The 17,728-nt window shown below is 62.4% G+C and carries 19 protein-coding genes; 10 read left to right on the top strand and 9 right to left on the bottom strand.

Features of this window, described 5'->3' with window-relative positions; genetic code table 11:
* Positions 1 to 19 precede the first annotated feature (19 nt).
* Together FJ867_RS21875 and FJ867_RS21870 are read left to right on the top strand one after the other, a co-directional pair.
* Complete coding sequence (locus FJ867_RS21875; protein ID WP_140672302.1) at positions 20 to 706, top strand: thermonuclease family protein; 687 nt, start codon at positions 20 to 22, stop codon at positions 704 to 706.
* A 104-nt stretch (positions 707 to 810) separates the two neighbouring features.
* Complete coding sequence (locus FJ867_RS21870; protein WP_140672300.1) at positions 811 to 1,557, top strand: GGDEF domain-containing protein; 747 nt, start codon at positions 811 to 813, stop codon at positions 1,555 to 1,557.
* Positions 1,558 to 1,681: 124 nt separating this feature from the next.
* Here the strand turns inward: FJ867_RS21870 and FJ867_RS21865 are convergent, their stop codons facing one another.
* The 5 genes from FJ867_RS21865 to FJ867_RS21845 all read right to left on the bottom strand — a co-directional run bounded on the left by FJ867_RS21865 (position 1,682) and on the right by FJ867_RS21845 (position 6,617).
* Complete coding sequence (locus FJ867_RS21865; RefSeq protein ID WP_140672298.1) at positions 1,682 to 2,494, bottom strand: formylmethanofuran dehydrogenase subunit C; 813 nt, start codon at positions 2,492 to 2,494, stop codon at positions 1,682 to 1,684.
* Positions 2,491 to 3,399, bottom strand: coding sequence for a formylmethanofuran--tetrahydromethanopterin N-formyltransferase (fhcD, locus tag FJ867_RS21860; RefSeq protein WP_140560495.1), 909 nt, complete (start codon positions 3,397 to 3,399; stop codon positions 2,491 to 2,493). The genes FJ867_RS21865 and fhcD overlap by 4 nt, the downstream gene beginning before the upstream one ends.
* On the bottom strand, positions 3,387 to 5,018 hold the full coding sequence (locus FJ867_RS21855; RefSeq protein WP_140672296.1) for a formylmethanofuran dehydrogenase subunit A: 1,632 nt from the start codon (positions 5,016 to 5,018) through the stop codon (positions 3,387 to 3,389). The genes fhcD and FJ867_RS21855 overlap by 13 nt, the downstream gene beginning before the upstream one ends.
* Positions 5,012 to 6,118 carry a tungsten formylmethanofuran dehydrogenase gene (locus tag FJ867_RS21850; RefSeq protein ID WP_140498161.1) on the bottom strand — a complete coding sequence of 369 codons (1,107 nt, stop codon included), beginning with the start codon at positions 6,116 to 6,118 and terminating at the stop codon, positions 5,012 to 5,014. Before FJ867_RS21850 ends, FJ867_RS21855 begins: the two co-directional genes overlap by 7 nt.
* A gap of 118 nt (positions 6,119 to 6,236) precedes the next feature.
* Positions 6,237 to 6,617 carry a 4a-hydroxytetrahydrobiopterin dehydratase gene (locus FJ867_RS21845; RefSeq protein ID WP_140498164.1) on the bottom strand — a complete coding sequence of 127 codons (381 nt, stop codon included), beginning with the start codon at positions 6,615 to 6,617 and terminating at the stop codon, positions 6,237 to 6,239.
* 157 nt (positions 6,618 to 6,774) lie between these two features.
* Here FJ867_RS21845 and FJ867_RS21840 point away from each other — a divergent pair, with 157 nt between their 5' ends.
* The 7 genes from FJ867_RS21840 (at position 6,775) to fae (ending at position 13,258) form a co-directional block, all read left to right on the top strand.
* Positions 6,775 to 7,746 (top strand): beta-ribofuranosylaminobenzene 5'-phosphate synthase family protein, encoded by a 972-nt coding sequence (locus FJ867_RS21840; protein WP_140515163.1) that lies wholly within the window; start codon positions 6,775 to 6,777, stop codon positions 7,744 to 7,746.
* A gap of 30 nt (positions 7,747 to 7,776) precedes the next feature.
* Entirely contained in the window at positions 7,777 to 8,670 is an 894-nt protein-coding gene (locus FJ867_RS21835; RefSeq protein ID WP_140818562.1) for an NAD(P)-dependent methylenetetrahydromethanopterin dehydrogenase, read from the top strand.
* Between the two features lie 46 nt (positions 8,671 to 8,716).
* On the top strand, positions 8,717 to 9,778 hold the full coding sequence (locus FJ867_RS21830; RefSeq protein WP_246675100.1) for an ATP-grasp domain-containing protein: 1,062 nt from the start codon (positions 8,717 to 8,719) through the stop codon (positions 9,776 to 9,778).
* Positions 9,775 to 10,731, top strand: coding sequence for a methenyltetrahydromethanopterin cyclohydrolase (mch, locus tag FJ867_RS21825; RefSeq protein WP_140515161.1), 957 nt, complete (start codon positions 9,775 to 9,777; stop codon positions 10,729 to 10,731). The genes FJ867_RS21830 and mch overlap by 4 nt, the downstream gene beginning before the upstream one ends.
* A 51-nt stretch (positions 10,732 to 10,782) precedes the next feature.
* Complete coding sequence (locus tag FJ867_RS21820; protein WP_140515160.1) at positions 10,783 to 11,730, top strand: RimK family alpha-L-glutamate ligase; 948 nt, start codon at positions 10,783 to 10,785, stop codon at positions 11,728 to 11,730.
* 12 nt (positions 11,731 to 11,742) lie between these two features.
* Complete coding sequence (locus FJ867_RS21815; protein WP_140818560.1) at positions 11,743 to 12,603, top strand: triphosphoribosyl-dephospho-CoA synthase; 861 nt, start codon at positions 11,743 to 11,745, stop codon at positions 12,601 to 12,603.
* Positions 12,604 to 12,751: 148 nt separating this feature from the next.
* On the top strand, positions 12,752 to 13,258 hold the full coding sequence (gene fae / locus FJ867_RS21810; RefSeq protein ID WP_140498176.1) for a formaldehyde-activating enzyme: 507 nt from the start codon (positions 12,752 to 12,754) through the stop codon (positions 13,256 to 13,258).
* Between the two features lie 135 nt (positions 13,259 to 13,393).
* Here the strand turns inward: fae and FJ867_RS21805 are convergent, their stop codons facing one another.
* Positions 13,394 to 14,185: a HisA/HisF-related TIM barrel protein gene (locus FJ867_RS21805; RefSeq protein WP_140818558.1), complete on the bottom strand. Its 792-nt coding sequence runs from the start codon at positions 14,183 to 14,185 to the stop codon at positions 13,394 to 13,396.
* Between FJ867_RS21805 and FJ867_RS21800 the strand changes: the two genes are divergently transcribed.
* Entirely contained in the window at positions 14,135 to 15,181 is a 1,047-nt protein-coding gene (locus tag FJ867_RS21800; protein WP_140515157.1) for a hydantoinase/oxoprolinase family protein, read from the top strand. The genes FJ867_RS21805 and FJ867_RS21800 overlap by 51 nt on opposite strands.
* Before the next feature lie 20 nt (positions 15,182 to 15,201).
* On the opposite strand, the gene FJ867_RS21795 is transcribed toward FJ867_RS21800, so the two are convergent.
* From FJ867_RS21795 to FJ867_RS21785, 3 genes are read right to left on the bottom strand one after another with little or no spacing between them, the layout of a single operon-like run.
* Positions 15,202 to 15,786: a DUF447 domain-containing protein gene (locus tag FJ867_RS21795; protein ID WP_140581018.1), complete on the bottom strand. Its 585-nt coding sequence runs from the start codon at positions 15,784 to 15,786 to the stop codon at positions 15,202 to 15,204.
* The gene (locus FJ867_RS21790; RefSeq protein ID WP_140818556.1) at positions 15,787 to 17,181 is read right to left on the bottom strand and encodes a DUF6513 domain-containing protein; all 1,395 of its coding nucleotides are present in this window, start codon (positions 17,179 to 17,181) and stop codon (positions 15,787 to 15,789) included. It lies immediately after the preceding gene.
* Positions 17,174 to 17,725: a flavoprotein gene (locus tag FJ867_RS21785; protein ID WP_140515154.1), complete on the bottom strand. Its 552-nt coding sequence runs from the start codon at positions 17,723 to 17,725 to the stop codon at positions 17,174 to 17,176. The genes FJ867_RS21790 and FJ867_RS21785 overlap by 8 nt, the downstream gene beginning before the upstream one ends.
* Between the last annotated feature and the right edge of the window lie 3 nt (positions 17,726 to 17,728).

The following is a 17,728-nucleotide window of genomic DNA, read 5'->3' as shown; positions in this document are numbered from 1 at the left end:
CCGTCCGGTAACGAACGCTGTGCTGGCCCGGCTGGTCATTACGGTCGGAGGCCTCGAGCTGCTGTTCGGGATTGCCCTGATCATGCATGCCGGAGCCTTGCTTGCGACCGACAGGCCTGCCCTTGGGACTCGTGTCGAGAATGCCGGGCAACCAGCCCGGTCGCAGACGACTGTTCTCGACGGAAAATGGCGAGAAGCGCGCAGGGTTGCCGAGGGCATTGTCGCGCTGCCGTCGATTGACCTGCCCGAGATCGAGCGGATCGAAGCCCGGCCGCCGCTCGGCGACCTCGGCCTCGCCGTGCCCCCTAAAACGCCCATGCCAGATGACTGGCGCGAAACCCTGCTCTTCCGGCCAATGGCAACGTCATCGGCGACTTTCGAATCCATGGGACGCAAAGTGGCCGTCAGTGGTGTGGCCAGCATAGAACCGGAAGCCACCTGCTCGTTTCACGATGTCGCTTGGTCCTGCGGCCAGCGCGCACGCGCCGCCTTCAACTCCTGGCTGCGTGGGCGCGCGCTGAAGTGCTTCATGCCGCCGGAGATCGAACGTTTTGCCATTGCCGCGCCGTGTAGTCTTGGCAAGCAGGATGTCGGCGCCTGGCTTGTGTCCAACGGCTGGGCGATCGCGCTGCCCACCGGCATCTATGGCAAGGCGCAAGCAGTCGCCGAGGACGCGGAGGTGGGAGTTTTCGGCCCGCCGCGATAGGCGAAATCGATTCACGATTCGCACATCGATCAAATTGTATGGTTTGCCGCAACTGAAATTGCGCATGCCGGCGCTATGCTCGCCGATCTGACAGGAGATTGGTAATGGCACAAGCCGAAACGACCGCCACCGAGCCGGTATGGAAGGGTGTCGCGTGGCTCGCCTTCCTGGGGACCGTTGGCAGCCTTGCCCTCTCCGTGGGCTTCAATTATCTGCTGTTGTTCAGCGATGTCTTGACGCCGTTCGGGCGCAGCATGGTCACTGCGGTGCTGCTGCCTCTGATCATCGGTCTGCCGCTTTTCGTATTGATCGGCTTGAAGCAGGCCCAGATCCGCGGCTACCGGCGGGAGCTCAACAGGGCCGAGACCTATGACAGGGTGACAGGCTGCCTGAACGGCCCGGTTTTCACCTCGATGGTCGAGCGGCGCGCGGCCAGGCCGTCAGCGCCAGGGCCGCGCTCGGGCGCCTTCCTGGTGATTCATGCCGAACACCTTCGCTCCATAAATCTTCGCTTCGGCCCAGATTGGGGCGATGAGGCCTTGCGGCTCGTCGCATCGGCCATTCAGTCTTCGGTCCGCAAGGAGGATATGGTAGGTCGCATAGGAACATCGATGTTCGGAGTCTTTCTTCCAGGTACGACCGAAGCGGAGGCCGCGGAAATTGGCGAGCGCATTCGGGCAAGCGTCGCGCGGGTCTATTTCGCGCCCAAGGGGACCGAGGACGTTCTGGCGATCAGCCTGGGAAGCACCGTGTTTGAAACCGAGCTTGGATTCGAGGACATGTTTCGCTCAGCGGAAGCGCAATTATCCGCCCGCGCATCCGCCGAAACGCGCCCTACAGGTCTCCAGTAGGCCGCTTTAACCTTGGCGAAGCCAATAACTGGCGGCAAATCGACGTTTGGACACATTCCTAAAGCTCAGCGAGCAGGGCCGCTCGACAGGCACAAGCACTTGATCGATCTCGTTGCCGGAAACCTCATCGGCGCGGAAAGAGAACCTCGCCCATTCCAAGCACCGCGTTGTCGCCGCCATATTTATGTGGTGCGCTCCCCAGCAGCGGCCGTTTCAAAATGCCTTCGGCGATCAGATGACGATCGATGACGGTGGCGAAAACGCTCTCCGGCGCGCCACACTCGACGAAGCTCGGTGACAGATGTCCTGGCGCGCGATCGAGAAGGATCGAACCGCGGCGCATCAGGTAGCCGGGCATTTCACCGATGCCCCCGGCTACCACCAGCGTGCCTGCGATCATGCGGCTGCCGGCATAGTCGCCCGAGCCTTTCAGCACAGAGATCAGACCGCGCCGCATGCGGTCCGCGGCGAAGGCGCCCGCCCTGCCCCTGACGATCAGCACGCCGCCATTCATGCCGGCCAGTTCGCCGACGAGCGGCGCACCAAGGTGATCGCCGACATTGCCTGTTATCTCCAGCCTGCCGCCGCGCATGCCAGAGCCGGCGTGCGGCCCCGCATTGCCTTCGATCGTCAGCTTGCCGCCGCGCATGGCGCGCCCGGCCTGCGCGCCAGTATTGCCGATCACGCGAACCGATCCACCTCCCATGCCTTGCGCCACCCGGTCGAGGCGCGCGCTTCCTCCTTCGAACACGATGCTTAGCGGATCGCTGCCGGCGAGGCGAAAAATGTCGCCCACCTTCGATCCGTGCTTCGACATGCCGATTCGGATTTTTTCGATATCCCGTCTTTCGCTCCCAGCAAGCCGCTCCGGCGTCAGCGGCGACAGGTCGAGGCGCTCAGGCGGTTCGGCAACAAGAGTGAAGGTCAGCGCCTTCATGGCAACATATCCTTCAGCGAATAGATGAACTTACCGAGCTTGCCGCCGTAATTGCCGGCGCCGATGCGAACCGCGCCTTTCTTCGGTCCGAGCTGGAGGACGGCCTTGATGCCGGCCTTCATCGCCGCGGCAACGGCATCATTGGTCTCACCATCAATGACGATTTCCAGGACGGCGTTGATGTCGGGGCCGAGCTCACTCGCAACCACACCGCGCAGTGTCGGCGCGTAGCCTTCGTTGGCCGAGGCGATCATGCCCTTGTATTTGCCACCTATCTTGGAACCCGAACGGGCGATGCCGCCCGGGAACGGCACGATGGCACCGGGCACCATTCCGATCGCGGCGACCGCGGCCTCGGCCGCGACCAATGCGTTGGCGCTGCTTTCGGCCATGACAAAGAAATTGCCGCCGCCGACGGCTTCCTTCGTCAGTCCGGTTGTCGCCTCGCAGAGGAATTCACCATCCATGACGGGAATGCGCCAGAAATGCCTGTCGCCGATCTTCTTGGAGATTTGCCAGCCATCGCCGAAATAACGCAGTGCCGAACCGAGCTTGAGCTTGGCGCTGCCCTCCAGCCCGGCAAAGCAAGCGGAGCCCGGCGAAGTCAAAACACACTGCCCGACGCGATTGAGCAGTTGCTTCTGCAATTCATCGGTTCCCATCGCGAAGATCATCACGCGGCAGCCGGGCCGGCCATCCGGGGTGGCTGACGGCGGCAGGTCGGCATCGATTGCCGCTTCGCAGCCGCAACCGATTACCGAGGTGGCGAAGCCGGTCATCGTGATCGCCGCCTGCCGTGCCCATTTCCGGTTCGGCGCGGTGATGATGATGGCGGTTGCCCGCATCCCAAAGGCTTCGGCAAAAGTATCGTCGATCGTTACGCCATTTACGCTCACGTTCGGCATGGCACCTCGCCGAATGGCTGTTCACGCGCAATCGCGGAATCCGGGAAATTGAACCAATCTAAGGACAGGCCGTAGCGCTGCTGGTGATAGTCCTCCAGACGCCGCACCATCGCCTTGTCCACAGGTGGATTAAGCCTGAGGGCCTTGCCCCAGCGGTAATGGATGATCTCCCCGTCCTGCACGACGAGATCGCCATCCTTGAAAACATATGCCGCCTGTCCGAGCATTTTCGCGATACTTTCGTTCCTGCGATAGACAGCAATATCGGCTATCGCGCCGGCGCCGAGATGGCCTCGATCCGTCAACCCAAGCAGCCTGGCCGGCGCTGCGCGCGTCATGATGGCTATTTCCTCGAACGTGTATTCGCGATCGATTGCGGACAAGGTAGAGTGCGCTAAGGCGGATCGTGAAAGTCCAGCGGCCATTTCGGTGCGTGCTTCCCGCCTCATCAGCAGCTCGAACAGAGCCGGATAAGCGGTAAAGGGTGCACCGTTGGGGTGATCGGTGGTGAAGAACACACGCCAGGGATCGTCGATCAGGAGAAAAAGCTCGAGCCCGATCGCCCACTGCATCGTGCCATAAAAGTCCTTGCCATAGCTGTAGGGCACGATGCCGCCGCCATTGCCATCCCCGTCATGAATGACGGTCTTTTTCGGATGCGCGTTGCCCCGCGCCGAGAACTGCCGCATGACGTCGGAGGAGACCGTGACCGTCTGACCGAACATCACCTGACCGATATCGATGGTGACTTCCGGCGTCGTGTTGACCAGTTCGGCAAGCCGCGCGGCAGCGGAGGAAAATCTTCGCTTTCCTTCCGTGCCATAGCCATAGAACTGGAGGTGGGCAAGGTGCAGCGGCTGCCCATCCGCCGCCGCAATCGTCGCGGCCGCCGTGTCCGCAGATCCGGGAATGCCCAGATTGTTGCAATGGACATGCAAAGGATGCGGCAGGCCAAGATTGTCGACGGCGGCCTGCAGCGTCTTGACGATGTTGCGCGAGCTGACGCCGTAGGAAGGCACCACATCGTCCAGCGCGAACGTGCGTGCGTTTTCCTTGAAGGCGGCCGCTGCACCGGCGTTGATCACCTTGACCCCGAGCGCTCGCGTCGAGGCGACCGTCCAGGCGACATAGTCCTCGATCATTTGAGGTGTGGCGGCGTCACGGATCATTGACAGCAGGAAGTCGTCGTTGCCGAGAATGGCGAGCGTCGCCTTGTCGATGATCGGGATGTCGGCCAGCTCGAGATGGGTGTGGAGTGCAGATCCCGGCGACATCGCCGGTTCGACGACCGTCGTGAAGCCCATCTTGGCGTAGAGACAGCCGGTCTGGAAGGTCGACCAGCCGGCATTGGAGAGCGGCGTGGTCGCCGGTCGGGCCTGATGGGCGGCATGCTGTTCGGGCAAGAGAAGCCGCGCGGTATTCACGTTACCGCCGCCAATGTGGGAGTGGATGTCGATGGCGCCCGCCATCACGATGCAGCCGGCAGCTTCGATGGTCCGGTCGGCCACCCCGTCAGCCGGCGCCGCGACGATCTTGCCGTCCTTGATCCACAGGTCGCCCTTGCCGAGGCGGCTGTTGACGGGGTCGACGATGTCGCCGTTGGCGATTTTCGTCAGCATGGCAATGCCTCGGCGAAAACCCGACTGGCGACTAGGCGAATGATCGTCGCGGCGGAGGGCAATTTCGAAGCAGCGCGGGTATCAGTCGACTTCAGCGAGCCGGTACGGCTGGAATAGACAACCGCATCGTGATCGACCCCAGCTTCGCCAATGGCGATGGTGACCGCGGCGCCTGTGACCGGCTCTTCCGTTTTAGCCAGCGCAATCAGTGCCATGCGTCCTCTTTTTCTCGGGAGTTGGGCAACCGTGGCGGAGATCCGCAGGTGCAGGTCGGCTTCGCCGGCGGCGATCATGCGCGCCACATCGTAACGCCAGGGATCGAATTCCGGGAAGCCCCGCGCAAAGCCCGTGCGCAATGGAAAACCTGTCATCCAGGTCGAGGCGAGCACGCTTCCCCACCCGTTTTCGCTCGCGGGCAGATGAAGACCAGATGCACGTGATTTGCGATTGAGATCGGCGATCAGCCCCTGCAGCATCTCCAACGCCAACCCATCGGTGGCGTGGCCTGAAAACAGGAACACGGGAAAGTGCGCAGCCGCCAGAGCCTTGGCGAAATCGTTGAAGTTCGACACCGGTCGCGATGTTTGCCGCCCCTTGTACTGCGCCCTCAGCGCCGCCAGCGTGGCGCCGAGGCTAGCCTGGCCACAGGAAAGGAGCGTTGCCTTGCGCCCGTTTTTCAACGGCGGCGCGGACACCCCGTTCGATCCCACCAGGAAGAACTCGCGCTCAATCCCGGTCGAGAGATCGGGCCTGGTCGAGAGATCGGGAACCGTGCCAGCGAGTTCGGTAACAAGATCATGATGGGTTTGTGCGAGTTCGCCCACGATCACCACGATATCGGCACGCCGGCGCGTCTCCCCAGGGGCGACGGTCATCGCGCCCCTGTCGGTAAAAAGCATGGTCTCTCGGGCAAGTGCTGCGCCGTCGGTGTGATCGTATGCCGCGCCAAGCCGCTCGGCCAGCGCGATCGCCGCCCTCGTGCCGTGTATGTCCGTATCAAAGCTGAAAACCGGGCACCGGCTTGACGATAACAGCGACGCGGCATGCGCAGCCGCGCGCTCGACCAGCGCTTCCCGGTTGCCTATCCAAGCAACCGCCATTCGCTACACTACTTTCTGGTGCCGGCCCGATCCTAGACGAAACTGGATTGGCCGTGAACCCCGCTTGCCAGCAGATTAACGAATGTTTTCATACGCTATCAACAAACTCCGACCGCGCTTAATCATATTTGATGTAAGCGAAGCGTTGATCGGTCGCCGGAGTTCCCTCCAGCGCTCCGCCTTCCTTGGCCGGCTGCCACTGGACAACGTCCTCGATCTTTCTCGCCAACTCGAAGTCCTTGTCGGTGATACCCTTCGCCGCGTGGTTCATCAGGCGTACCTCGACCCAGGCATAGGAAGCGGTGATATCGGGATGGTGCCACGCCGCCTCGGCGAGATGGCCAACCGTGTTGATGACCATCAGCGTCGACTTCCAGCTGTGGGTCTTGTATTTGCGCCGTATCCAGCCGTTTTCGTAGCGCCATTTCGGCAACTCCTTCTCAAGCCGGTCGGCAATCTCGGCGTCCGAATAGACCTTCTCCTTGACCGTTTCGCTCATCTCGACCTCCCCGAATTGCTCGGTCCGTCAACACGACAGGCCAAAGCAGAAACATGAATGCACTCTCTTTGGCTTGCTCCCTCGACGAAAACAGTTATCATCGTGGCGGGCACCTAAACTTCCATGATGCATCCATGATGCACCCATCGGGGGGCAGATGTCGAATTTTGTTACCGTACGAGTGCCCGCTCGCCTTCACCTTGGCTTCCTCGATCTCAATGGCGATGCCGGACGTCGCTTTGGCAGCGTTGGGCTTCCGTTGAGTGAACCCGAAACCGTTGTCACCCTGTCGCGGTCCGGCGAGACCATAGTCGAAGGTTCCGAGAGCGTTCGCGCCGGTGAGCACTTGTCGACGCTCCGCAGGCATCTCGGCATTCGCGGCCAGCACCATTTGGTGATCGAACAGTCGATCCCGAGTCACGCCGGCCTTGGGTCCGGCACGCAGATCGCCCTTGCCGTCGCCTCGGCACTGCGAACGCTCCACAACCTGCCTCTCGATGTCGCCGGCGACGCGACCCTGCTCGAACGAGGCGGCCGATCTGGAATCGGCATCGCAAGTTTCGAAGACGGCGGCGTGATTGTCGACGCGGGCAAGGACGAGCGTGGCGGACCGCCTCCGGTCGTGGCGCGGCTGCCGTTTCCCGAAGAATGGCGCGTCATCCTCATCCTCGACCATGCCGGGCATGGACTGCATGGCGAGGCAGAGGTCGCGGCGTTCCGTTCACTGCCACCCTTCCCGACGGCGGGCAGCGGCGAGATCTGCCGGAGGGTACTGATGGGTATCATGCCGGCCTTGGTCGAGCGCGATCTTGCGGCATTCGGCGCTGCCGTCACCGCGATACAGATGCTGATCGGCAGCCATTTCGCTCCGGCGCAGGGCGGTGTGTTCACCTCAAAGCGGGTCGAGATGGTCGCTCACCGTCTCAATAAAGCGGGCGCCGTCGGGATCGGCCAGAGTTCCTGGGGACCCACAGGGTTTGCCTTCGCGCCGTCGCATGACGCCGCGCTCAAATTCGTCGGCGCGGTTCAGAAGACAGCCGTTGAAGACGGCCTTCAGATCAAGATCGTCAAAGGCAGGAACTCCGGCGCGAAGATCAGTTCGACCGGACTCGGTCTCGTCGGCAGCTGACGCTTCAGATTCCAAGCAGAAAGGCGAGAAATGGCCCGCAAACATATCCTGCATATGCTGACGCCGTTGAAGCACATGAGCCCGTTCGACGTGAACATGGCGCTCGACGCTGGCTTCGACAGCGTGGTCCCCTATGTCGATGTCGACCTTGGTGAGGTGACAGGCCTGGTTCAGGACGCGATCTTTTCGCGCCCGCCGGATGCGGGTGTCGATACCGGCATCTTTATCGCCGGGAAGGATGCTTCGTTGGCGCTCGACATGTTCGATGCCGCGAAGAAGGCGATGGTGCCGCCTTTCCAGGTTTCGGTATTTGCCGACCCCGCCGGCTCGTTCACCACGGCCGCGGCGATGGTGGCCAAGGTCGAAAAGGCGTTGGAGAAGAAATTCGAGCGCGGGCTGAAGGACACGAGGGTGGCTGTTTTCGGCGCCACCGGCGTGGTTGGCTTCTGCACCGCCGTCATCGCGGCAAGGGAGGGCGCCCGCGTCACGCTTGTCGGCCATGACGGCATCGAAAGGGTGAAGCAGATCGCTGCCGAGATCAAAAGCCGATTCAAGATCGGTGTCGATGCGGCTGACGGATCGAGCGATGCCCGGAAAGCCGATCTGGTCGAAGCAAGTGAGGTCATATTGGCTTGTGCGAAAGCCGGCGTCCAGGTGGTTTCAAAGGCCCAGTTGAGAGGAAGCGGCTTGCTTATCGCCGCCGACGTCAACGCGGTCCCGCCCGCAGGCATCGAAGGATTGGCCGCCAATGCCAATGGCGACCCGCTAGAAGCGGCAAAGGTCGTCGGGATTGGCCCGCTTGCCATCGGCAACGTCAAATATAAGGTCGAGTCTGGCCTTTTCAAAAGAATGATCGAATCCGAAAAAACGATCGCGCTCGATTTCCAGGAAGCGTTTTCCCTTGCACGCGAGATTGCCAAATAGCGCCAGATCTCTGCTGATCGCGGCGATTTCAGGCCGGGCATTGGCCATGGCTGCGCGGCGTGCGGGCTATCGTCCGTTGGTCGCTGATTTCTTCTGCGATACCGATACGATTGCGCTGGCAGAACGAACGACCAAGCTGCCGGGCAACCTACAGGACGGCATCGACGGCGAGCGCATCATCGAGACGCTTCGGGACCTGGTCGGCGAAGACCAGCCGGTCGCCGTCGTCCTGGGCTCGGGTTTTGAGCGGATGACGGAGACTGTCGACGCCGTCGCTCGCCATTTTCCGCTTGCCGGCAATCGCGGCGCGGCGATCAGCAGGATCAAGGACCCGCAATTGCTGGCCGCGGATTGTGCCGAACTCGGCATCCCACATCCGGAATTCCGGTGGGATCGACCGCCTGAGCCAGACAGCTGGGTGGCCAAGACCGTGGGCGGCGCCGGGGGTGGGCATATCAGACAGGCGGCCGGAGAAAGCCAGACCACCGGCCGCTATTTCCAGCGTTTCGTCGCCGGACGCAGCATCTCGGCCCTGTTCGTCGGCGACGGCCAGGCCGCGCGCATCGTCGGCTTCAGCCAACAATGGACTTCCCCCGTCTCCACGGCGCCCTACCGCTATGGCGGGGCCGTGCGGCTGAGACGCTTCGACCGCAGGCAGGCGGCGGTCATCGGCGGCTGGCTTTCAGCCCTGACGCGCCGTGCCGGCCTGGTTGGATTGTGCAGCGCCGATCTCATTCGCGGATCGGATGGCTACAAGCTCATCGAGATCAATCCGCGGCCAGGCGCCACGCTGGACATTTTTGACGAGGCCGACGCGCCGCTGATCGAAGCACATCTGCGAGCTGCAACCGGCGGAACTTACCGTTTGCCACGCTTCGTCGATTCGATGGCTTCAATGGTGACCTACGCCGCGACGCCAATCGCGCGGTTTCCGTCGATTGCGTGGCCCGAATGGACCGCTGACCATCAGTCGCCCGGCACCCCTCTGATTGCCGGCGACCCCGTCTGCACCGTCTTCGCGCGCGGTCCGAACGCCGATTTGACCAGGCGGCTCATCAAGGGGCAAGCCCGCCGGTTGCAACTCCAATGGGAAGGAGACCGGACATGAAAGACGGTTCGGCATTCCTGAACGACAATGCACAGCGCATCGCTGACGGCATGATCAGCGACGCCGAACGGCTGCGGATCGCCGCTTCCAAGGGAACCTTGGGCGAGCTCCTTATCGATGTCGGCGCCAAGGCGCCCGGCAGCGTCGAGGCCGGGCTGCGCATGGCGGAGGCGGCGATGGGCGGTCTCGGCAGCGTGTCGGTGTTTATGGACCGCACGGAGCGGAAATGGCCGTTCACCGTCGAGGTGCGCTCGTCGCAGCCGGTACTAGCCTGCCTAGGCAGTCAATATGCGGGCTGGAACCTGTCTGCCCAGGACTATTTCGCCATGGGATCGGGACCGGCGCGGGCACTCGCCCGCGTCGAACCCCTGTTCGACGCGCTTTCCTATCGAGACACCGCATCGTCCGCCGTGCTTATCCTGGAGACTGCCAAACCGCCTCCCCCAGCAATCGTCGAGAAAGTGAGCAAGGCAACCGGACTGGCAACCGACAAGCTCACCTTCCTCTACGCGCCGACGCAAAGCCTTGCCGGCAGCCTGCAGATCGTTGCGCGCGCGCTCGAGGTTGCCCTGCACAAGGCCAACGATCTCAAATTTCCGCTGGAGAACGTTGTCGACGGCATCGGAGCGGCGCCAATCCCCGCCCCCCACCCGGATTTCCTGACCGCCATGGGCAGAACGAACGATGCCATCATCTATGGCGGCAGCGTCCAGCTCTTCGTAAAAGGGTCGGCAAAAGAGGCCAGCAACCTCGCGGAGAAACTTCCGAGCCGCGCCTCACGGGACTACGGTCAACCCTTTGCCGAGATCTTCAAGCGGTTCAAGGGGGATTTCTATGCCATCGATCCACTGTTGTTCAGCCCGGCCGAAGTGATCGTGACGGCGATCGAAACCGGCGACACGTTTCGCGCTGGCCGGCGTGATCCAAAGATGCTCGAACGGAGCCTCGGTTAGCATGGCGGCACAAAGAGACCCGTCCGTCATCCGCCACATCCGAGGCACCACATGATCCCTCGCATCCTGATCGTCAGCGACAATTCGGACACCGGCTCAAGTGGCCTCGCGGCAAGGCTTGGTCGACGGGGCGCTATTGTTGCAACCGTGCCGCTGGCGGCGATCGCGTTCGACACCGGCAGCCCGGGCGGACTTTCGATCCCCGGTTTCGGCGGTGCGCTGCCCGATGCCGTGCTCGTCCGTTCGATCGCCGCAGGATCGTTCGAAGCGATCACCCGGCGCCTCGGGGTACTGCACGCGCTGAGCCGGCTGTCGGTTCCCGTGTGGAATTCGGCGCAGGCGGTCGAACGCTGCGTCGACAAGTCGATGACGACTTTCCTCTTGAAAAATGCTGGCCTGCCAACGCCACCGACATTCGCCGTCGAAGGACTTGCCGCCGCCAAGGAGATCGCGGCGCAGGAGCTTCGGGAGGGACCGCTGGTGCTGAAACCATTGTTCGGGGCGCAAGGCCGCGGGATAAGGCTGATCCGTACGCTCTCCGACCTTCCCGCCGCAGACGAGGTGAACAGCGTCTACTATCTCCAGCATTATGTGTCGCGCGCCGGCCCGCCCTTCCGGGATTTCCGCGTTTTTGTCTGCGCCGGCGAAACAGTCGCGATGATGAGCCGCAGCAGCGACGACTGGATCACGAACGTCAACCGGGGTGGCGTGCCGGAGCCGGTTTCGGGACCTGGCAAGGCTGAGCTGGCATCGCTGGCTGTCGCCGCGTCAGCCGCCGTCGGCGCGGATTTCGCCGGCGTGGACATCGTGCGAGCCGACGATGGCAGCTTGTTCGTACTCGAGGTGAACAGCATGCCCGCCTGGTCAGGACTGCAATCGGTGGTCGCTGTGAACATCGCCGAAGCGATCGCCGATGCCCTGCTGAAATTCCTGGCCGACCGCACCGAAGCGACCGCCGCGCCGCGGCCCTTCCGTTTCACCGCGCCGGCGAATTCGTAACGGAGCGGCAGGATGGCGTTATCGCGTGAACGCCTCCGGGCTAGCTACAAGGATGCCTGCCGGATGGAGATCGAAGCTCTGAAGCCGGGCAACGTCCACCTGTTCGCCGACGGACACGGCATGTCCGCCGCCCAGTTCATGATGAGTGCCGAGGTTTCGTCCGAGCCGCTGACCGATCCTCGCCTCTCGGTCGGGCAGCGCATGCTGGAGGCGGTGCGTGCGACACGCCTGGCGGTAGCAACCAACACCAATCTCGGCATCGTCCTCCTGGCGGGGCCTCTGATAGGCGCCGCCGAAATGAGGAGTGGCAGCTTGCAGGACAATCTCGACTCGCTGCTGCGCGCGTTGAGCATGGACGATACCAGGGCAGTGTTCGAGGCGATCGCCATGGCAGCGCCAGGCGGCCTGGGAGATGCCGCGAATGATGTGCGGCAGGAGCCGAAGGTTCATCTCTTGGAAGCAATGCGGGAGGCTGCCGACCGCGATATGATCGCCCGCCAGTATGACACCTGTTTCGGCGACGTGTTCGGGGTAGGGCTGGCCGCGCTGGTAGGGGCGCTAGCCCGCGGAGAAAGCGGCATGTGGCCGACCGTGTTCGCCTATATGGCGTTTCTCGCAGGCTTCCCCGACAGTCACGTGGTGCGCAATCACGGAATTGAAGTCGCAAATCAGGCACGACAAGGCGCTCTTGCCGTTCAGGCGGCGCTCCATGCCAACGGCGACGAGCCGTCACGCATTCGCCTGCTCATGGAGTTCGACCGCCGGCTGAAGGCGGACAGAGTCAACCCCGGCACCTCGGCCGATCTGACCGTGGCTACTCTTTTAGTCCACACTCTAGGCACTCGCTTGCATAATCGCGGCGTTGGTGCTTGACTTCCAAAAGCGGGAGCTGTGCTTCCGCGGCTATCTAGCCAACCGGTCCGGGCAATCCGGGCGCTGCCAACAAGGATAGCTGTCCATCGAGCGCCTGCTCGGTTGCAGCGTCCGTGGACATCATAATTGTGTCTTGGAGGAAATTGGCATGGCAAAAATCTCGAAGGTAATGGTCGGTGAATCGCTGGTCGGGGACGGCAACGAAGTCGCGCATGTCGACCTGCTCATCGGGCCGCGAGGGAGCGCAGTCGAAACGGCATTTTGCAACGCGCTCACCAACAACAAGGACGGTTTTACCTCGCTTTTGGCGGTGATCGCGCCCAATCTTCAATGCAAGCCCAATACGGTGATGTTCAACAAGGTCACGATCAAGGGCGCCAAGCAGGCTGTACAGATGTTCGGCCCGGCGCAGCACGCCGTTGCAAAGGCAGTGCAGGACAGCGTCGCGGACGGGACAATTCCGGCAAACGAAGCGGACGACGTGTTCATTTGCGTTGGCGTATTCATCCATTGGGACGCGGCCGACGACGCCAAGATCCAGAAATACAACTACGAGGCGACAAAGGAGGCCATCCAGCGCGCTATCGCAGGAACCCCGACCGCCGCCGAAGCCACCGCTCAGCGCGACAACGTCAAGCATCCGTTCGCGGCCTAGACAAGAGACAGCCCCGCACAGGAAAAGCCATCTTCCGAAACGGATGGTCTGTTGCGCCGGCTGAAAAGGGTTCTGGGCTTTTGAAGCGACACTCCCGAAGGGCGCCCGCCTTTCGGGGGTGAGGAGCAACTGTGATCAGGCGCCGAGCGACGCCAGGTGACTAGGTGTGAGCGTGGCGTTGTGCAGTGAGGTTGCGACCAGCGCTGCGGCGATGCCCATCGCTGACAATGCGTGGATATCGTTGTCATCGCGGACGCCGCCGGCCGCGATGACCGCGCGACTTCCCGCCTTGGCCTTGACCTCCTCCAGCCGCCTGAAGTCCGGGCCGGCGGCCGCACCGACTTTGGCCAGCGTCATGACGATCACCTTTTGCGGCCAAAGCTCGGGCTCAGCGAGAAGAGAACGCGGTCCGCAAAAATCATCGCCAAGGAAATCAAGGGACAGGATGAGATCGGGATGATCGCGAAAATGCCGGAGCAGCACATCGTCCTGCTGCGATTCGGAGCCCAACACGGGGTGCACCGAACGTTCAGCGAGCGCCGCCGAAAGTGTTTTCCTGTCTGCTACGCCGGCATCGACCCAGAGCTCAGGCGGCTGCGTCATCGCCCTCAGCCGGGCAAGTGCGTCGCTGTTTGGAGTACCGCCTCCGATGGCGTCCAGATCGGCGATGTAGAAGGTCGAAAAGGGATAAAGCGTGCGCAACCCTTCGGCGACGGCGAGGACATCGGAACTTCGGCTGAGCGGGGTAACGATCGGCCGGTAGCGATCGCGTTTTCCTTGCTGGGCGCGAACGACCTCGCCGCCTTTCAAGTCGAGAACCGGAATGATGCGCAACGCTTTTCTCGCCGACCAACTGCTGTCATGAAAGCTTGAAGTGTGGAAAAAAGAAAGAGCATCATTGCGGGCTTCGACATTGGCGGCGCGCATCTGAAGGTGACGCGCGCGCAAGGCGGCCGCATCGTCGGCGCGGTAACGATCGCCACGCCGCTCTGGCAAGGGTTGCACAGCCTGACCTCGGCCCTCGACGAAACAGCTCCGATCTATGCGGAAGCCGATCTCAACGCGTTCACCATGACGGGCGAACTATCGGACATCTTTGCGTCCCGCGATATCGGCGTGACGACGCTGCTGGGTCAGATTTCCAATCGTTTTCCCACAGGCGAAAAGCTGATCTATGCCGGATCATCCGGCTTTGTCGAGGTCGAGCAGGCAGCGCGGCTGAGCACTGATGTCGCCTCCGCCAACTGGCACGCGACAGCCTCTTTGGTGGCAAAACTGGCCGGCGATGCCCTGTTCGTCGATATGGGCTCCACCACCACCGACATTATCGCCATCAAGGACGGCGCCGTCGTCAATGAGGGCTACACCGATGCCGGACGGCTTCTGACTGGCGAACTGGTCTATACGGGATTTACCAGGACATTTCTGTTCGGCGTAGCCTCGTCTGCTCCTGTCCATCGAAGGCTGACGCCATTGATGAACGAGTATTTCGCCTCGATCGCCGACGCGCACCGGATCCTGGGTGTGCTCGATGAGGAGGACGACATGCACCCTTCCGCCGACGGCAAGGAAAAGACCGTCCACGGCTCAATCGCGCGACTGGCGCGCATGGTCGGGCGCGACGCCGCTGAACTTTCGCCGCCGGAATGGGGTGAAGTCGCACGCTGGTTCAGCGAGCAGCAATTGCGGAAAATCCACGACGCAGCATCCCTGGTTGCCTGGGGTCTTGCTCAAGATGTTCCGATCGTCGGCGCCGGAACGGGCCGCTGGCAGATCAGGCGGCTGGCCGAGCGCATGGAACGTCGCTTTGTCGATTTCGCCGACATCGTCCCCGCCCATGACGCTGTTCGCGGCGAGGCCAGCCGCGCCGCACCAGCATCGGCGGTGGCGCTGCTGGCTGGATATCGATCGCAAGCAGCGTAGCGGCGCTCGCGTCGTCACGCTCACGCGTCCTCGCTGCTGGACCCTTTGACGGCCAGGTGATCGCTGACACGCTGCATCAGCCAACCCCAGGCTTCCCGTTCGTCGGCGCCGGCTGTCTTTTCGATAGAGATCGAAAGATACGCGATCTCGGCCTCGATCTTGTCGCGGGGTAGCATGCCGAGCCGGCTGACCAGGATGGCCAGTTCCAGAACAGCCGCCTTGGCACGGTTAAGGCCGGTGAAGGGCGCATGCATTTCCTCTCGAACCACGCGGCAGAAATGGCGAGGGCGCACGCCATCATCGTCAACGCTCTCGACTTCGAGAACCGAATGCGCCAGCGCAGTCGCCAACCGGGGAACCAGAAAATCTTCAACGGGAACGGTCGGCCAGTCCTTGCGCCCGGTCAGGCATCCAGCGAAGACGCGCACGTCGTCGGTGTAGTTGGCGATGGCGAACGGCACCGCCGCCAGATTGTCGAGCGTAACCGAGGGACGAAACGGTGCGATGACCCAGCCGTCTTTTTCGAAGATTATGCCGATCGGCGCGATATGGACCTTTCCTGTCTTGTCGACAGTGGTGATGATTGTCTCGCGAATGTAAGGCACCTAGCCCTCCTTCTTCGCGCGAAGCGTTTCGCCCGGTTTGGAAAGACGGGTACGGTCGGTTTCGGGAGCCGGTGCGGCAACGCCCCATGCGAGCGGCTCGTCCTGAACATAGCGCTTGCCGAGGCGCCACGCGATCTCGGCCTTCGTCAGTTCCGCGCCCAGATAGAAAGCATGCGCACCATCGGTCTCCACGCCAAGTCCGGCGAAGAATTCGAACGCATCCGTGGCAACCGCGTGCCCTTTGCCGTTGAAAATATGAATGCCGTCCTCCGCTGCCGCGATACGGTAGTTGGCGTCGCGCACCTCGGCCGCCAATCCAGCGATATCATCGGTCGAGGCCGTGAAGGGCTTGCGATCGTGGATCTGCAGCAAGCCTGGGTGATAGCTACGCGGCAGTGCACCGTCATTGCGGGCGGCGAACATGATGCGACGGGCAATGTCGTGCTCCTCGATCGTCCGGACCGTGTGAGGGCTGACATGTACGGCTAGCACGTTTCGAATCCCGAGTTCCGAGCAGAGCCCCGTTAGAACGGCCGTAACGCCAGAACTGTCGGCGTCGGTAAGTTCGGTGAGATTGCCGGTGCCCATCAGCAATTCGATCTTCGGCCAGCGGCGGCGCGCCTCGATGAAGCGGCCGAGCGATTGGGCGAAGCCGAAGTGGATCGGATCCAACACGGGATCGGCGATAAAGGAAATGCCAGCCCTTTGCGCCGCATCGATAGCGCGGCCAAGCGAATCCAGATCGCCGGGGGCGGACGGGATCAACACTGCCGTAGCCCCATGGCCGAACACTAACGGCAGCGTGTTCTCGTCGAGGCTGAGAAGATAGTCCGCACCGGCGCGTGCACCGATCGACAGTTCGTCCGCGCTGGCCGAATCGACGCTGACCTGAAATCCTTGTGCCTTGAGCTCGCGCACAGCCTCCGACAGCAACGGAAATGGCGTTTCAGGCAGGCAGCCAAGATCGATGACATCGGCGCCGGCCGCAGCTAGCGTCCCCGCCCGCAGCGTGAGCGCTTCGATCGACAGCATTGGCGCATCGACGATCTCGGCGAAGATGCGCATATCGTGACGCGTAAGATCCGGCGGCTCGCCGACACGGCCGAGAAAGGCCGGCAGGTCCGCGATCTCGTCAGGACCGCGCGCAAAGGGCACGCCGAAATGGTTCGACAATTGCTCGATATCGCCGCGATAGCGCCCTGGCAGGATAAAGCGGTCAACGGCGTTGGGCGCGATGAGACGCCGCTTTATGATGTCTTCGGTCATCAGTGCGGCGACCTTGACACCTATGTCGACCACCTCCCACGAAAACTCCGTCTCGCCCAGACCGGATAGCAGCTTTTCCAACCGTGCCCTGGCCAGATGTCCCGTGAGAAAGACCAGCCGCTCAGCCATGGCCGGACAGCTCGGCCCGGCGTTGCTGAACCGCCGCGTTGAGGTCCGCGAGCGACTCGACGACCTGGGTTCGTTCGAACCCCTTCAGCCGCTCGGTGTTTTCCAGGTCAATCCTGCGCGGATAGACTTTGACCAGGCCATGCGGCGCCATGGTTTCGAGTTCGGGTGCGGTGTCGCAGGCAAAGACGATGATCGGCACGCGGCACTTTCCGGCTTGCGCAAAGACGTTGGTGGCAAGCGTATCGGATATACCCCAGACGCATTTGGCAACCGTGTTGGACGAGGCAGGCGCCACCACGACCGTGTGGTAGACGCCGTGGTAAAATTCGCCGACGGGAATGGCGCTCGCCGTCTTGTCGTGCAGCACGCGCGTCGTCTCCGGAAAATCGAGTTTGAGCTTGTACATGCGCAGCACTTCATTGGCGGCTTTCGACACGAAGACATCGCAATGTTCGAGTTGGCGAACAAGTGCGAAGCTCTCCGTGAAAAAATGCCCGGACCCCGTCAAAACCCACGCCCAGCGCGGCACGTGCAGCTTCACCATCGG

This window comes from Mesorhizobium sp. B2-5-3, from assembly GCF_006441005.1.
Classification (GTDB): Bacteria; Pseudomonadota; Alphaproteobacteria; order Rhizobiales; family Rhizobiaceae; genus Mesorhizobium.
Note: the sequence above shows the minus strand (reverse complement) of the source record. Positions and strands in the feature narration are given on the sequence as shown.

What these genes read in the sequence shown, in the direction of transcription:
- FJ867_RS21870 (WP_140672300.1), top strand. Translation starts at nt 811, where the DNA reads ATGGCACAAGCCGAAACGACCGCCACCGAGCCGGTATGGAAGGGTGTC.
- FJ867_RS21865 (WP_140672298.1), bottom strand. Translation starts at nt 2,494, where the DNA reads ATGAAGGCGCTGACCTTCACTCTTGTTGCCGAACCGCCTGAGCGCCTC.
- fhcD (WP_140560495.1), bottom strand. Translation starts at nt 3,399, where the DNA reads ATGCCGAACGTGAGCGTAAATGGCGTAACGATCGACGATACTTTTGCC.
- FJ867_RS21855 (WP_140672296.1), bottom strand. Translation starts at nt 5,018, where the DNA reads ATGCTGACGAAAATCGCCAACGGCGACATCGTCGACCCCGTCAACAGC.
- FJ867_RS21850 (WP_140498161.1), bottom strand. Translation starts at nt 6,118, where the DNA reads ATGGCGGTTGCTTGGATAGGCAACCGGGAAGCGCTGGTCGAGCGCGCG.
- FJ867_RS21845 (WP_140498164.1), bottom strand. Translation starts at nt 6,617, where the DNA reads ATGAGCGAAACGGTCAAGGAGAAGGTCTATTCGGACGCCGAGATTGCC.
- FJ867_RS21840 (WP_140515163.1), top strand. Translation starts at nt 6,775, where the DNA reads ATGTCGAATTTTGTTACCGTACGAGTGCCCGCTCGCCTTCACCTTGGC.
- FJ867_RS21835 (WP_140818562.1), top strand. Translation starts at nt 7,777, where the DNA reads ATGGCCCGCAAACATATCCTGCATATGCTGACGCCGTTGAAGCACATG.
- FJ867_RS21830 (WP_246675100.1), top strand. Translation starts at nt 8,717, where the DNA reads ATGGCTGCGCGGCGTGCGGGCTATCGTCCGTTGGTCGCTGATTTCTTC.
- mch (WP_140515161.1), top strand. Translation starts at nt 9,775, where the DNA reads ATGAAAGACGGTTCGGCATTCCTGAACGACAATGCACAGCGCATCGCT.
- FJ867_RS21820 (WP_140515160.1), top strand. Translation starts at nt 10,783, where the DNA reads ATGATCCCTCGCATCCTGATCGTCAGCGACAATTCGGACACCGGCTCA.
- FJ867_RS21815 (WP_140818560.1), top strand. Translation starts at nt 11,743, where the DNA reads ATGGCGTTATCGCGTGAACGCCTCCGGGCTAGCTACAAGGATGCCTGC.
- fae (WP_140498176.1), top strand. Translation starts at nt 12,752, where the DNA reads ATGGCAAAAATCTCGAAGGTAATGGTCGGTGAATCGCTGGTCGGGGAC.
- FJ867_RS21805 (WP_140818558.1), bottom strand. Translation starts at nt 14,185, where the DNA reads ATGCGCGCCGCCAATGTCGAAGCCCGCAATGATGCTCTTTCTTTTTTC.
- FJ867_RS21790 (WP_140818556.1), bottom strand. Translation starts at nt 17,181, where the DNA reads ATGGCTGAGCGGCTGGTCTTTCTCACGGGACATCTGGCCAGGGCACGG.
- FJ867_RS21785 (WP_140515154.1), bottom strand. Translation starts at nt 17,725, where the DNA reads ATGGTGAAGCTGCACGTGCCGCGCTGGGCGTGGGTTTTGACGGGGTCC.